This window comes from Pseudomonas sp. DY-1 (assembly GCF_003626975.1).
Lineage (GTDB): Bacteria > Pseudomonadota > Gammaproteobacteria > Pseudomonadales > Pseudomonadaceae > Metapseudomonas.
The window spans coordinates 3,897,510-3,912,000 of sequence record NZ_CP032616.1 but is presented as its reverse complement, the minus strand read 5'-3'; the positions used below and the strand labels follow the sequence as shown (position 1 = coordinate 3,912,000).

The following is a 14,491-nucleotide window of genomic DNA, read 5'->3' as shown; positions in this document are numbered from 1 at the left end:
AATTCACATGAGCCAAGCCGTTACCACCCAAAACAGTTCCGCCAGCCTTACGGGGCTGCTGCTGCCGCTGTCCGACCGTACCCTGCTGGTGCCCAACGTGGCGTTGGCCGAACTCATTCCCTATCGCGCTCCCCAGGCGACGCCGGGACTGCCGGCCTGGCTGCTGGGCCAGGTGGCGTGGCGCGACCTGCGCCTGCCGTTGCTCTCCTTCGAGGCCGCCGCCGGTGGTGAGGCGAAGGTTGGTTCAGGTGCCCGGGTGGCCGTGCTCAACGCCCTCGGCGGTCGCCCGCACGTGAAGTTCATTGCCTTGTTGCTGCAAGGTATTCCCCGTTCGCTGAAGCTCGAAGAAGATGTGCGCCGTGCCAATGCGCCGCTGGCGGCGCTGGAGCTGGATTCGGTGCAGATCGGCACCGACGTGGCGAAGATCCCCGACCTTGTAGCGCTGGAGCAGATGCTGGCCGATGCCGGTTTGATCTGATTCAGCGGGGCTGAATGCCGTGGGTTGGTCCTTGTGCAACGGGGCCCAGCATTTCTCCGGCTATTTCGCTCGTTGGGCTTCGCGCAGCTCAGACCAACCTGGCCAGAGCATGGGGCTAGAAATCACCCCAGAGTTGTTGAGCAACACTGAGCGCCACTACCGGTGCCGTTTCGGTGCGCAGCACCCGTGGCCCCAGTCGCGCGGCGTGGAAGCCCGCTGCCTTTGCGGCATCCACCTCAGCCTCGGAAAGCCCGCCCTCGGGGCCAATCAGGAAGGCCAGGTTGCCCGGCCTGGCGTGGCTGGCCAGGGGCTCGGCTACCGGGTGCAGGACCAGCTTGAGATCTGCCTGAATGTCGCGCTGCCAATCGCCTAGCGTGATTGGCGCGTGGATAACCGGTAGTACCGACCGGCCACATTGCTCGCAGGCGCTGATCGCGATCTGGCGCCAGTGGGCGAGGCGCTTGTCGGCGCGCTCGTCCTTCAGGCGCACTTCACAACGTTCGCTGACGATCGGGCTGATCTCGGCCACGCCCAGTTCAGTGGCCTTCTGGATCGCCCAGTCCATGCGTTCGCCACGCGACAGGCCCTGACCCAGGTGCACCCGCAGAGGCGATTCAGTCATACCGGCGAAGGACTCGCGCAGATCGACCCTTACAGACTTCTTGCCCACTTCGATCAGTTCGCCGAGGTACTCCTGGCCGGAGCCGTCGAACAGCTGTACGGCATCTCCAGCGGCAAGGCGCAGGACGCGGCCAATGTAGTGGGCCTGGGCCTCAGGCAGCTCGTGCTGGCCGAGGGAGAGCGGGGCGTCGATGAAAAAGCGGGAAAGGCGCATGGGCGTTAGGACAAAGGTGGGACAAGGCGCGCAGTTTAAGGCCTGGCGGCGATGCCGTGTAGGTTGGTGCTGAGCGCAGCGAAGCCCAACAATCGAGTTTCAAGACTGGATCGTCGGGCCTCGTCTAGTTCGGCCTAACCTGCGCAGAGGCGGTGATCAGCCCGGATCGCGGTGGTTTGGGTGCAGGTCCGCCGCCACCGGCACGCTCACCGAGTCGCGGGTGGCGATGTCGATGCCTTCGCTGGCCACCTCGGCAAGGAAGTCGATCTGTTCCTCGGTGATCACGTAGGGCGGCAGGAAATACACCACATTGCCCAGCGGGCGCAGCAGGGCGCCGCGCTCCAGTGCGTGCTGGAAGACTTTCAGTCCCCGGCGTTCCTGCCACGGGAAGGGCGCCTTGCTGGCCTTGTCCTGGACCATCTCGATGGCCAGCACCATGCCGGTCTGGCGCACTTCTGCCACGTGCGGATGATCCGCCAGGTGCGCGGTTGCGGTGGTCATGCGCATCGCCAGCTTGCGGTTGGCTTCGATCACCCGGTCCTGCTCGAAGATGTCGAGAGTGGCCAGGGCGGCGGCGCAAGCCAGCGGGTTGCCGGTGTAGGTGTGCGAGTGGAGGAACGCTCGCAGGGTCTGGTAGTCGTCGTAGAAGCCCTGGTACACGGCCTCGGAGGTGAGCACTGCGGCCATTGGCAGGTAACCACCTGTCAGGGCCTTGGACAGCACCAGGAAGTCCGGGGCAATACCGGCCTGCTCGCAGGCGAACATGGTGCCGGTGCGGCCGAAACCGACGGCGATCTCGTCGTGGATCAGGTGCACGCCATAGCGGTCGCAGGCCTCCCGCAGCAGCTTGAGGTAGACCGGGTGGTACATGCGCATCCCGCCGGCGCCTTGGATCAGCGGCTCGACGATCACGGCGGCGACCTCGTCATGGTGCTCGGCCAGGGCCTGCTCCATGTGGGCGAACATGGCGCGTGAGTGTTCCTCCCAACCCATGCCGTCGGGACGCAGGAAGCAGTCCGGGCTGGGCACCTTGAGGGTGTCCAGCAGCAGCGACTTGTAGGTTTCGGTGAACAGGGCGACGTCGCCCACCGACATCGCCGCAACGGTTTCCCCGTGGTAGCTGTTGGTCAGGGTGACGAAGCGCTTCTTGCGTTCCAGTCCCTGGTTGCGCCAGAAGTGATAGCTCATCTTCAGCGCCACTTCGATGCCGGAGGAGCCGTTGTCGGCATAGAAAACCCGGTCCAGGCCCCTGGGGGTGATCTTCACCAGGCGCTCGGACAGTTCAATCACCGGCTGGTGGCTGAAGCCTGCGAGGATCACGTGCTCCAGCTGGTCCACCTGGTCCTTGATGCGCTGGTTGATACGTGGGTTGGCGTGGCCGAAGACGTTCACCCACCAGGAGCTGACGGCATCCAGGTAGCGCTTGCCCTCGAAGTCCTCCAGCCAGACGCCTTCGCCCCTGCGGATCGGTACCACCGGCAAGCGTTCGTGATCTTTCATCTGGGTGCAGGGGTGCCAGAGCACAGCGAGGTCGCGTTGCATCCAGTCGGCATTGAGGCCCATGGGTCGTTCTCCTGTAGCGATCGGCGAAGCCTATGCAATGCCTCCGCCCTGGACAAGCAGGACGCTGCCTGCCGCCCGGAAGGCACGTCTGTTCGGGCCGTCGGGGCTGGCGTATCCTGCGCGCCAATTCAGAACGACACTGTTTTACCGGGGGAGATTTTCATGCCAGCAGCCTGGCGCGCCTTGGCGCTGATCATAGTGGGAGGGCTGAGTGCGACTGCGCTGGCCAAGGACAAGCAGCCGACGGCCATCGTCATCGGTGGCGGCATGGCGGGCCTGACCTCGGCCTACGAGCTGCAGCAGAAGGGCTGGCAGGTCACCGTGCTGGAGGCCAAGCCGAGCATCGGCGGGCGCTCTGGCCTGGCCGCCAGCGAGTGGGTCGGTAGCGCCAAGCTGCAGCCGAGCCTGTATCGTTACCTCGACCAGTTCAAGCTGAAGGCCGTGCCCGCGCCGGACTACGTGCGCAATCCAGGCTACCTGGTGAACGGTCGCTACTTCTCCGAGGCCGACCTGCTCAAGGAAGCGCCCAGTACCGTCGAAGGCCTGAAGCGTTTCGACAAGAGCCTGGATGACCTGGCCGCCTCGATCGACGATCCGATGAAGCCGCTGGCCAATCACACCCTGCAGACCCTCGACTCCATTAGCGTGGCGCGCTGGCTGGAAAAGCTGAGCCTGCCGCCGACTGCCAAGGCCCTGGTGGATCAGCGCATCCGCTCGCGCTACGACGAGCCGTCGCGCCTGTCGCTGCTTTACCTCGCCCAGCAGGCGCGCGTCTATCGTGGCCTGCCGGATACAGAGATGCGCGCTGCTCGCCTGCCCGGCGGCAGCCAGGGGTTGGCCCAGGCCATGGCCAAGCAGATCAAGACCATCAAGACCAACGCCCGCGTCTCCGCCATCGTGCAGGAGAAGGACGGCGTGACCGTGAAGGTCGGCGGTGCTGGCTACCAGGCTGATTACGTCGTGCTTGCCGTGCCGCTGCCGGCCCTGGGCAAGATCAGCATGACGCCTTCTCTGTCGGCCCTGCAGCTGCGCGCGCTGAAGGACATCAACTACGGCTGGCGCGATCAGATGCTGCTGCAGTTCAAGAAACCGGTATGGGGCAAGAGCCGCCTTTCCGGCGAGGTCTATAGCGACCAGGGGCTGGGTATGCTCTGGGTCGAGCCGGCCCTGAAGGGCGGCGCCAACCTGCTGATCAACCTGTCCGGCGACAACGCCCGCCTGATGCAGGCTTTCGGCGACCGGCAGATGGTCGATCAGGTGCTGATCCGCTTCGACAAGCATTTCCCAGGCGCCCGCGAACAGTTCAAGGGCTTCGAACTGCGTCGTTACGGCAAGGATGCGTTGGCCGGTGGCGCCTACCTGGCCTATGGGCCGGGCGAAATCAGCCTCTACTGGCGCATGTGGGAGCAGCCTCTGGGGCGCGTGGTATTTGCTGGCGAGCATACCGATGCGCTGTATCCAGGGACCCTAGAAGGGGCCCTGCGCAGCGGCCAGCGCGCCGCCACCCAGGTGGCCGACCTCAAGGCCGGCAAGGCCGTGGGTCCGGTCGAAACCGTGGCCGAAGCCAAGCCTGTAGCGACGCCCAAGGCGGCTGCCACGGCAGAGAAGAAGGGCTTCTTCTCCCGCCTGTTCAACTGAGTTGCACCTCTGGCGGCGGGTCTTTCCGCCGCCGGTCCCCTCCGCCGCGCCTTTCGGCAGCGGCTGACGAACTTTCAGTCAGTTCCTTCGACAAAATCCTGCAAAGATCCATTCGTTATAAATGATCGTATTGCTCGATATTTCAAAGCGAAATTTTCCGCTTTAATTCGATAGATTAGCCGCTAGGCTTTATCAGTCGCGTTCACCCAGCCTGTGTTTCCAAGGATTCATTTCATGCAATGGCGTAACTCTCCGTCCCGCTTCGGCCTGGTCAGTGTTCTTCTGCATTGGGGTGTGGCCATCGTCTTCGTCGGTCTGTTCGCCCTGGGCCTGTGGATGGTCGGTCTGAACTACTACAGCAGCTGGTACAAGACCGCTCCTGATATCCACAAGGGCATCGGCATCCTGCTGTTCCTGGTGATGGTTGCGCGCCTGGCCTGGCGCTTCATCAGCCCGCCGCCGCCGGCACTGCCCAACCATGGCCCGATGACCCGCCTGGGCTCCAAGGTCGGTCACCTGGTGCTCTACGTCGGCCTCTTCGCCCTGATGATTTCCGGTTACCTGATTTCCACCGCCGAGGGCCGTGGCATTGCCGTGTTCGGCCTGTTCGAAGTGCCCGCCACCCTCACCGCCATTCCTGACCAGGAAGATGTCGCCGGCGCCATCCACGAATACCTTGCCTGGGGCCTGCTGATTTTCGCCGGTATACACGCCCTGGCCGCTCTCAAGCACCATTTCATCGACCGCGACGCGACCCTGACCCGCATGCTCGGACGCGCCGCCAAATAATGCTGCAACCTTTCAACAAGGAGATTCACCGATGCTGAAGAAAACCTTCGCTGCCCTGACCCTCGGTGCCGCACTGTTCGCTGGCCAGGCCATGGCCGCCGACTACGTGATCGACAAGGAAGGCCAGCACGCCTTCGTCAACTTCAAGATCGGCCACCTGGGCTACAGCTACATCTACGGGACCTTCAAGGATTTCGACGGCACCTTCAGCTTCGATGAGAAGAACCCCGAGGCCAGCAAGATCAAGGTCACCCTGAAGACCGCCAGCGTTGATACCAACCACGCCGAGCGTGACAAGCACATCAAGAGCGGCGACTTCCTGAACGTTAGCAAGAACCCCACCGCCACCTTCGAGTCGACCTCGGTCAAGTCCACCGGCCAGGGCACTGCCGACGTGACCGGCAACCTGACCCTGAACGGCGTGACCAAGCCCGTCGTGATCAAGGCCAAGTTCGTTGGCCAGGGCGACGATCCGTGGGGCGGCTACCGTGCCGGTTTCGAAGGCACCACCACGATCAAGCTGAAGGACTTCGCCATCCAGAAGGACCTCGGCCCGGCCTCCCAGGAAGCCGAGCTGATCATCTCCTTCGAGGGTGTGCGTTCCTAAGCTCGCTTTCCCGCAGTATCAGGACGCCGGCTCACAGCCGGCGTTTTGCTGTCCGGCTCACCATGGGACGTGCGGGCGTTCGGATACCCGGCGTTGTGGGAGCGAAATCATCCGCGAAATCGACGTGAGGCAGCTCCGCCGATTCGTGCAGGCAGGCCTTTGACCTGCATTGCGGTTGAAACCCCTCCTGCCGAAAATGCACGAACCCCCGGAAACGAAAACGCCGGCACTGGGCCGGCGTTTTCATGAGCAGGAGGGACTCAGCGATTGCGGGTCAGCAATGCTGGTTTCTCACCGCGCGGGCGGTTGCTCTGCTGCAGCTCGTCCAACTGCTCCGGCGTTGGGAAACGGTCGGCGCGGGACTCTTTCATGATGATCTTCGGAGCCGGTTTGTTGGCGCGAGGATCCTGAACCGCTGGCTCGTCGCGACCACGGGATACCAGTTGATCTTCACCACGGCGCTGGCCGTTGCCGCGAGTCTTGTTGGCGGGCTTGCCCTGACGCTGCTGGCCTTGCTTCTGGCCTTGTTGCTTCTGGCCGCTGCCCTGACCACCACCTCCTTGGCGCCGGCCCTGGTTCTCACCCTGGCCTTGCCCACGCCCCTGGCCGCTGCGGCCCTGGGCTTGTCCCTGGCCCTGGCCCTGCTTCTGACCCTGTTTTTGGCCTTGAGCCTGGCCCTGGCCGCCACGGCGCTGATTGCGACCCTGGTTCTGGCCTTTGGGCGGGTAGGGGCTGACGTAGTCGGCGCGATTGCCGAAGTTGTCCACGTCGTCGTCGAGGAATTCTTCAGGGTCACGATCAGCCGCCGGCTGCGGCGGGCGTTGCGGACGTGCCTGTTTGGGTTGTTGCTGCGGGGCTGCGGCCTTCTGCTCCTGGCCCTGGCCCTGCTGTTCCTGGCTTTTGCCTTTGCCCCTGCGGCGGTTGCGGCTCTTGCGCGGCTTGGCTTCGGAGTCGTCGCCAGCTTCCTTGGCCTCACTGGGACCCTGGGACGCTTGCTGCGGCTTGCCTTCGCGCTTGGGCTTGTCGGCGCGCGGCTGGCGCTCGGGGCGCGGCGCCCGGGCTTCGGGGCGTTCGGCTTCGACAGTCGCTGGGTCAAAGCCCTGGGTATCGCCGGCCGGGATCTTCTGCTTGGTCAGGCGCTCGATGGCCTTGAGCAGCTTGTCTTCGTCCGGGGCAACCAGGGAGATGGCTTCACCACTGCGGCCGGCACGGCCGGTACGGCCGATGCGGTGCACATAGTCTTCCTCGACGTTGGGCAGTTCGAAGTTGACCACATGGGGCAGTTGGTCGATGTCCAGGCCGCGGGCAGCGATATCGGTCGCCACCAGGATACGCACGTCGTTGGCCTTGAAGTCTGCAAGGGCCTTGGTGCGAGCGTTCTGGCTCTTGTTGCCGTGGATCGCCGCGGCGGGCAGACCGTGCTTGGTCAGGTACTCGGCCAGGCGGTTGGCGCCGTGCTTGGTGCGGGTGAAGACCAGCACCTGTTCCCAGGCACCGACCGTGATCAGGTGCGCCAGCAAGGCGCGCTTGTGGCCGGCTGGCAGGTGGAACACGCGCTGCTCGATGCGCTCCACCGTGGTATTCGGCGGCGTCACTTCAATGCGTTCGGGATCGTGTAGCAGCTTGTTGGCGAGGTCGACGATGTCTTTCGAGAAGGTCGCCGAGAACAGCAGGTTCTGGCGCTTGGACGGCAGCCTGGCGAGGACTTTCTTCACATCGTGAATGAAGCCCATGTCGAGCATCCGGTCGGCTTCGTCGAGCACCAGGATCTCCACATGGGAGAGGTCGACGGCGCCCTGGCCAACCAGGTCGAGCAGGCGGCCGGGGCAGGCCACCAGGATGTCCACGCCCTTGGAAACGGCCTGGATCTGCGGATTCATGCCGACGCCGCCGAAGATGCAGGTGCTGACCAGATGCAGGTCACGGGCATAGAGCTTGAAGCTGTCATGGACCTGGGCCGCGAGTTCGCGGGTTGGGGTCAGGACCAGTACACGCGTCTGGCGCGGGCCGTGCCGCTGGGATTTGTCTGGGTGACCGTTGGGGAACAGGCGCTCGAGAATCGGCAGCGCGAAACCGGCAGTCTTGCCGGTGCCAGTCTGGGCCGCGACCATCAGGTCGCGACCTTGCAACACGGCGGGAATCGCCCGCTGTTGCACGGGGGTGGGCTGGGCGTAGCCGGCGGCTTCGACAGCGCCGACCAATGCCTCGGAGAGACCGAGGGAAGCAAAGGACATGGGAGATCCTGTGTAGTTCTAGGGGCTGGCCCGAAAGGGTGATCTTGTCTGGCTCGAATCGCAGCGATGGCTCGCGATCCCGACCGGTCCTGCTGGCTCTAGGGTGGCTCAGCATCCGGGCGTATGCCTGACGGAGCGCCGAGTATAACAGCTCCTCGAGAATGTACAGCCATCGCGGCGCTCAACGGTTGCTGGAGATTTCCTGGCCCGGTTCGCGGTAACGGGCCACGAGCTGTGCGTACGCCGGTTCCTGCTTGAAACGCCTGAGTGCTTCGCCGAAGGGCGCGGCCAGGCTTTCCAGTTGCGATTGACGGCGGAAAGCGAGGTACAAGCGGTCGCGGCTGATCGCCCTGGGATGACTGGCGATCTGCGTTTCCAGGCCCATCTGGTGGACGAGGTATAGGCCGGCGCGGCGGTCGTTGACCACGAGATCGACCCGATCGCGCACCAGCTTGCCGAGATTGGCCTCGTGGGTCGGCGCCGGTTCGCGGGTGAACAGTGGCGAGGTACGAAAAGCCTGGTCGGCGTACCAGTAACCGGGGGAAACACCTATCTTCAGGCCCCGAAGATCGGCCAGGCGCTGGAACGGGTAGGGTCGTTGCCGCGCATAGAACAGCACGAACTCCACTTCCGACAGCGGTTCTGCGGGGAAGACCATCTGCGACTCGCGTTCCTGATTGCGAAAGATGTCCAGCACCGCGTCGGCCTGACCGTTTTCCAATTCCATCAGGCAGCGCTTCCAGGGCATCAGACTCCACTGGACCTCGATGCCCATGCGTTGGAAAACGATGGCGCTGGCCTCGTAATCCAGGCCACGGAGTTGGCCTTCTTCTTCGAATATGTAGGGCGCCCAGGGTTCGCTGACAATGCGCAGGGGCTCGGCCAGGGCGGCTGAGCCGAGACATGCGAGCAGGGTGAGAAGGACTATGCGAAGTACTAGCATGTGGCCAGATTACGTGGCCGCAAGCGCGATGGGTAGTAAGTCGAAGGTCAATGCGCCGAAGCTGTGACCGCCTTCGCCACTGGGGCGATCACGAAGGCGGCTACAGTCGCCATCAACCCAGGGGGCTGGCCAGCCCGGCCAGGGCCTGGTCGAGCACTTCGCGCGCCTGGTCGAGCACCTCGCGCTTCCAACCGTCCCGCTGCGGATAGAACGCACCGCGCAGGCGCTCCTTGATGCGCTGGTGGACCGCCGGAGCGGTATTCGGGTGGTTTTGCAGCCACTGCTCGGCACGTAGTGCGGAGAGGACCTTGCGTCCGGGCAGCGTGCCGTATTCCAAGGTCAGGCCGTTGTACTGGGCCTGGGCGCATTCGCTCATCACCATCTGGTCGAGCGTGCCGTTGAGTCGGGCCGACACCGAGTTGCCTTCGGCGCTGTTGGTGACTTGCTCGCCCCACCAATGGCGTGCGCGGGCGATGTCTTCGGCACGCTGGCGGCCTTTGTAGATGCGCTCGCCGACGCCCTGTGGTCCGAGCCCGGTATGCACGTCGATCCAGGCGATACGCCGGCACTGGCGAGCGTGTTCGCGCAGTACCCGGCGCAGGGTCAGGTTGCTCCAGGTTGGGCGGGCGCCGGCGAAGAACAGGCCATGCGGGTCACTGTGCTGGCCCCGTGAAATAGCGGCCTGCAGGCTTTTCCTGCCATGACGCAGTGCATAGCCCACCAGACGCAAGTCGCTCAGCAGCCCCGGCCGCATCAGCCAGGGGGCCACCGCCCGGTAATCGGGGTTGTCCGCCAGCGGTTGGCCGAAGTCGACGAAGTTGCGATTCAGGTCGACGTTGTCTTCGTTCACCCGCCGCAACCAGGAGAAGCCGTAGGGATTGAGTGCGTGTAGGTAAAGCACGGCGAGGTTGTCGCGCCGGCAGCGCTCGTTCCAGTCTCCGTCGCGCAGACGGTCGATCTGGATCGCCGAGCCGCAGAATCCCTCGACGCCGTGACAGCCGCTGCTGATCACCAGCAGGTTGGTGGCGTCGCGCGGGCCACTGAAGGCCACATCCAGTGCAAGTTGCTCATTGTCGCGACCCTGCATCGGGTGGTTATGGGATTCCACGGTGAGGCGGCGCTGGTGGCAGATTTCGAGGAATTTTTCGCGGGCCTCCGCGTAATCGCGAGAGAAACAGGTCAGGTCCATTTCAGGTTCCGGGTCAGGCGCCCTTGGTCGTTCACGGGCGCAGCCGTGCCCGGGCACCGGCTTGTGGCCGGCGCCTGGCGACAGCGAATCAGGGTTGGAGGGCGTCCGGAGGCCGGGTGGGCCGCCAGATGTGGCGCGAGTCGATCAGGTTGTCGGAATCAGCACCCGGCCAATACTGCTGATGCGTTGGCCGAACTCCACGGTGTCGATCTCGATCCGTGTACCGAATTCCGCGGACAGCACCTGCAGGCGCTCGAGGATGCGCCGTGCCTGCTGCTGGTTGTCCTCGCTGTCGAAGGCCAGGCGCGGAATGCCGCGCTCGGCGTCACGTCCTTCGAAGCCCAGTTCGATGGGGTGTAGCAGCAGTTCCTTGAGGCGGCCTTCGGCGTTGAAGCGGCATTCGGCAACCACGCTTTCGAACCAGATCGGCTCACTGAAGATGCCCACCACGCGCTTCCACTCGAGGAATTCGGCCGGAGTGGAAATGCGCGGGTTGGTGATGCCCTTGGGGCCGACGATGGCCTCGGCGGCCATCCATTCCATTTCTTCCCACTCGTCACGGGCAATCACCTGCTGGCTGTTGTCCATGAAGCAGAAATTGCCCAGGGAGTAGAGCAGCGGCTTGCCGTTGTAGACCTCGATGCCGCGGATCTGGTGCGGGCCATGGCCGCAGAGCATGTCGGCGCCGTTGTCCACCAGGCTGCGGGCCAGTGCCGGCAGGTAATTGGGCACTGAGGAGGTGAAGTTGTCCGGCTCGTGGGTGTGCTGGGCGACGATGGTGAAGTCGGAGGTTTGCTTGGCCTGGCGCAGGTTCAGCAGGATGTCCGCCTGGTCGCGCTTGTCGCACTCGTAGTGGATGCGCAGGGAGCCCGGCGCGGCGCTTGGGTCGACGCGGTAGTGCAGTGCCATCCCCAGGTGCACACTGTGCTGGCCGTAGAGGGCTTTGAGCAGGTAATGGTCCTGGAACGCTTCCTGGTCATTGAGGCGCTTGAGTACGGCGAAGTCTTCGGCCGATACCAGTCGATGGGGCGTTGTGCGCAGCGGGTTCAGGCCGGGACGCGGCGGCACCACGCCGAGGCCATCGTTGGCCGGTGAATTGGCTTCGAAGGTGGTTGCGTAGGAGATCAGTGACACCCGCGCGCAGTCCGTGTTGACGAAGGCCGGGGCGCGAGCGGCGGAGAGACTGGCGCCGGTTCCTGCGTGGGCGATGCCGGCGGCATCCAGCAGCTCATTGGTCATGCGCATGCCTGCCGCGCCCCAGTCCAGGGCATGGTTGTTGGCGCGGGCCATCAGGTTGAAGCCCAGGGCGGCGAGGTCCGCCGGGGCGTCCGGGTCACTGATCAGCCAGGCGAAGCCGGACTCGGCTTCCGGGTAGCCGTCGTAGGTCTTCAGGTCGATGGCCGAGCCTTCGTAGTTGCCGACCACCACATCGCCCCGGCCGAGGATTGCCAGCAACTCCGGCGACTTGCGCTTGAGCTTCTGGGCGATGGCGTGGGTGATGATGATGTCGCCAACGGCGACCACGCAGAAGCCGTCTTCGACCTCGGCCTCGCGCCAGGTGGGTTGCAACTCGAGGGTGGCGGGCCGCTGCTGCGGGGCTTTGACACGTTGATACATGGAGCGATTTCCTGACTCAGGCCTGGCACGGGGCCGGGGCGTTGGGGGATTGGGCTGCGCGAGCGGCGAGTTTCTGGCGGCTGCGCTCGGGGTCGATCAGAAACAGGCCCAGCAGGCCTCCGGCCAGCAGGGCTGTACCGAACAGGCCGACGGCCAACTCGAAGCCGAGGACCAGATCGCCGCCTTCCCAACCGATGGCCTGGCCGACTACGTGGGGGGCGAGCATGCCGGCGCTGGTCATCAGGCCGATGTGGATGGCCAACATGCTGCCGCGCTGTCGGGCTGGGGCGATGTAGGCGACGATGGAGTTGGCGAAGGCGGGCAGCAGGTTCACCACGATCCCGCCCAGCAGGTAGAGGCCTAGCGTGGCGAGCAGGCCCTGTTCGAAGAAGCCCATCAAGCTGAGGGCGACGCCACCGATCAGGCAGGCCACCACTGGCGGCAGGGCCATGGCCACCCGCACACTGGCGCCACGCTTGAGGGCGCGCTGGGAGAGGCCGGAAACCACCAGGTTGAGGACGATCACCCCGACAGTGGCTGCCATTACCACGTAGCCGGATTGCATTGGGCTCATGTGCAGGCCCTTTTGCAGATACGTGGGAACCCAGCTGTAGATCAGTGCCGTGGGCAGGTAGGTGCAGAAGCCGGCCAGGGTGATGAAGACGAAAGTTCGGTTCAGCAAAAGGTGGCGGTAGGACACGGCGCCATGGCCCGGTTCGTTCTCGGCGTCATCGTGCCCGCCCTCGCGGCCCACCATCAACCACAGCACCAGCCAGACGAGACCGATGGTGGCGAGGATCAGGTAGCCGGAGCGCCAGCCCAGGTGCTGGATCAGCAGCGGCAGCGAGAGTGCGCCGAGGATGGCTCCGAGCATGATCGCCACCTGGATCAAGGCAGCGGGAAGGACTCGCTCACGCCGGTCGTACCATTTGAAACAGGCGTGCTGGGTTACCGCGGTGCCTGGGCCGCAGCCGGCGCCAAGCAGCATGCGGCTCGCCACCAGGGCGAAGAGGCTGCTGGAAAGGGCAGTCAACAATTGGGCGGCCATCCACACCACCGACATGCCGGCGAGGATGCCGCGGCTCGGTAGGCGGTTGGCGAGGAAGCCCACCAGCACGCCGGAAATGGAGTAGAGGAAGAAGAATGCGCTGCCGATGAAGCCGAACTGCTCGGGTGAGAGCTTCAGCTCGTCGATGATCTGCGGGCCGGCGAAGGCGAAGATGCTCTTGTCGAGCACGCTGATGACCATCACGGTCATCAGCAGCGCTACCACCAGCGGGCGGCTGCTGTCGGAAGGGGCGTTCATGCGTTTGCCTCGTTCAGGCTCGTTTCCACCAGGCGTGCCCAGAGGCTGGCGCCGAAAGGGATGGCGGCGTCGTTGAAGTCGTAGCCGGGGTTGTGGACCATGCAGCCGCTCGGCCCGCTGTTGCCGTTACCCAGCACCATGTAGCAGCCGGGCCGCACTTCCAGCATGGAGGCGAAATCCTCGCTGCCGAGATAACCGCTGGGAACGCTCGTCAGCACCGCCTCCTCACCCACCAGCTCACGCGCCACCTGTTGCAGCAGTGCGGTTTCGGCTGGGGTATTGATCAGCACGCCGATGCGCTCTTCGTAGTCCAGGTCCAACTCGATGCCATGGACCTGGGCGACGCCCTGGCTGATCTCGCTGATACGTTGGCGCAGCAGCTTGCGGATATCCGGATGGGTGGAGCGAACGCTGAGCTTCAGCGTGGCCACATCCGGGATCACGTTATGGGCCTCACCGGCCTGGATGGCGCCGACGGTGACCACGGCCACTTCGCCGGCTGGCACGTTGCGCGCGACGATGGTTTGCAGCGCCAGCAACAACTCGGCGGCAGCGACGATGGGATCGCGGGCCTTGTGTGGCATGGCGCCGTGTCCACCGACCCCGATCAGGCGGATGGTCGCCACGTCGGACGACGCGCTCATGGCGCCGGGCTGGGTCAGGAAAGCCCCCACCGGGAGTCCCGGCATGTTGTGCAGTGCGTAGACCGCATCGCAGGGGAAGCGCTCGAACAGGCCGTCTTCGATCATGCGTCGCGCACCACCCAGAGTTTCCTCTGCGGGTTGGAAGATCAGATTGAGGGTGCCGTCGAACCGGCGGGTTTCGGCGAGGTAGCGTGCTGCGCAAAGCAGGATGGTGGTGTGCCCATCATGGCCGCACGCGTGCATCTTGCCGGCTTCGCAGCTGGCATGGGGGACGCCGCTTTCTTCCTGGATCGGCAGGGCGTCCATGTCGGCGCGGATACCGATGCTGCGCGCACTGCTGCCGTTGCACAGCACGCCGACGACGCCGGTACCGCCGACGCCCGCGAAAACTTCATAGCCCCACTGGCGCAGGTAGCCGGCCACCAATTCGCTGGTGATCCGTTCCTCGAAGCCAAGTTCGGGATGCTGGTGGATCTGGCGCCGAATCTGCGCGAATTCATCCTGCCAGGCCAGGATCTGTGGGATCAGCTGCATGGTTTGCCCTTGTTGTCGTGTTCAGCATGGCGCGCAGCATGCCGCAGCCCAGGGTGGCCGGGATAATCACCTCTGGGCATGCGTATCGGCTTTGGTTATGCACGCACTGCGGCG

Annotated in this window: 12 protein-coding genes; 4 read left to right on the top strand and 8 right to left on the bottom strand. The window is 64.6% G+C overall.

The annotated features are described in order from the left end of the window. Nucleotides 1-7: 7 nt before the first annotated feature. The gene (locus D6Z43_RS18460; RefSeq protein WP_120653541.1) at nt 8-478 is read left to right on the top strand and encodes a chemotaxis protein CheW; all 471 of its coding nucleotides are present in this window, start codon (nt 8-10) and stop codon (nt 476-478) included. A 115-nt stretch (nt 479-593) separates the two neighbouring features. Here the strand turns inward: D6Z43_RS18460 and D6Z43_RS18455 are convergent, their stop codons facing one another. Both D6Z43_RS18455 and D6Z43_RS18450 read right to left on the bottom strand, forming a co-directional pair. After that, nucleotides 594-1,313 (bottom strand): 16S rRNA (uracil(1498)-N(3))-methyltransferase, encoded by a 720-nt coding sequence (locus D6Z43_RS18455; RefSeq protein WP_120653540.1) that lies wholly within the window; start codon nt 1,311-1,313, stop codon nt 594-596. Between the two features lie 156 nt (nt 1,314-1,469). After that, nucleotides 1,470-2,876, bottom strand: coding sequence for an adenosylmethionine--8-amino-7-oxononanoate transaminase (locus tag D6Z43_RS18450; RefSeq protein WP_120653539.1), 1,407 nt, complete (start codon nt 2,874-2,876; stop codon nt 1,470-1,472). Between the two features lie 162 nt (nt 2,877-3,038). On the opposite strand from D6Z43_RS18450, the gene D6Z43_RS18445 reads away from it, so the two are divergent. The 3 genes from D6Z43_RS18445 to D6Z43_RS18435 all read left to right on the top strand — a co-directional run bounded on the left by D6Z43_RS18445 (nt 3,039) and on the right by D6Z43_RS18435 (nt 5,910). Beyond that, a complete protein-coding gene (locus tag D6Z43_RS18445; protein WP_120653538.1) occupies nt 3,039-4,514 on the top strand; it encodes a flavin monoamine oxidase family protein in 1,476 nt (491 codons plus the stop codon). A gap of 234 nt (nt 4,515-4,748) precedes the next feature. Then, nucleotides 4,749-5,303 (top strand): cytochrome b, encoded by a 555-nt coding sequence (locus D6Z43_RS18440; protein ID WP_120653537.1) that lies wholly within the window; start codon nt 4,749-4,751, stop codon nt 5,301-5,303. 31 nt (nt 5,304-5,334) lie between these two features. Next, nucleotides 5,335-5,910, top strand: a complete 576-nt coding sequence (locus D6Z43_RS18435; RefSeq protein WP_120653536.1) for a YceI family protein — start codon at nt 5,335-5,337, stop codon at nt 5,908-5,910. A 260-nt stretch (nt 5,911-6,170) separates the two neighbouring features. Here the strand turns inward: D6Z43_RS18435 and D6Z43_RS18430 are convergent, their stop codons facing one another. The 6 genes from D6Z43_RS18430 to D6Z43_RS18405 all read right to left on the bottom strand — a co-directional run bounded on the left by D6Z43_RS18430 (nt 6,171) and on the right by D6Z43_RS18405 (nt 14,377). Continuing rightward, entirely contained in the window at nt 6,171-8,144 is a 1,974-nt protein-coding gene (locus D6Z43_RS18430) for a DEAD/DEAH box helicase (protein WP_174235588.1), read from the bottom strand. Between the two features lie 181 nt (nt 8,145-8,325). Next, nucleotides 8,326-9,087: an ABC transporter substrate-binding protein gene (locus D6Z43_RS18425; protein ID WP_120653535.1), complete on the bottom strand. Its 762-nt coding sequence runs from the start codon at nt 9,085-9,087 to the stop codon at nt 8,326-8,328. 112 nt (nt 9,088-9,199) lie between these two features. Then, on the bottom strand, nt 9,200-10,276 hold the full coding sequence (locus D6Z43_RS18420) for a M14 family metallopeptidase (protein ID WP_120653534.1): 1,077 nt from the start codon (nt 10,274-10,276) through the stop codon (nt 9,200-9,202). A 144-nt stretch (nt 10,277-10,420) separates the two neighbouring features. Then, complete coding sequence (locus D6Z43_RS18415; RefSeq protein ID WP_120653533.1) at nt 10,421-11,893, bottom strand: CapA family protein; 1,473 nt, start codon at nt 11,891-11,893, stop codon at nt 10,421-10,423. Between the two features lie 16 nt (nt 11,894-11,909). Continuing rightward, on the bottom strand, nt 11,910-13,199 hold the full coding sequence (locus D6Z43_RS18410; protein WP_120653532.1) for an MFS transporter: 1,290 nt from the start codon (nt 13,197-13,199) through the stop codon (nt 11,910-11,912). After that, on the bottom strand, nt 13,196-14,377 hold the full coding sequence (locus tag D6Z43_RS18405; protein WP_120653531.1) for a M20 aminoacylase family protein: 1,182 nt from the start codon (nt 14,375-14,377) through the stop codon (nt 13,196-13,198). The genes D6Z43_RS18410 and D6Z43_RS18405 overlap by 4 nt, the downstream gene beginning before the upstream one ends. Nucleotides 14,378-14,491 lie beyond the last annotated feature (114 nt).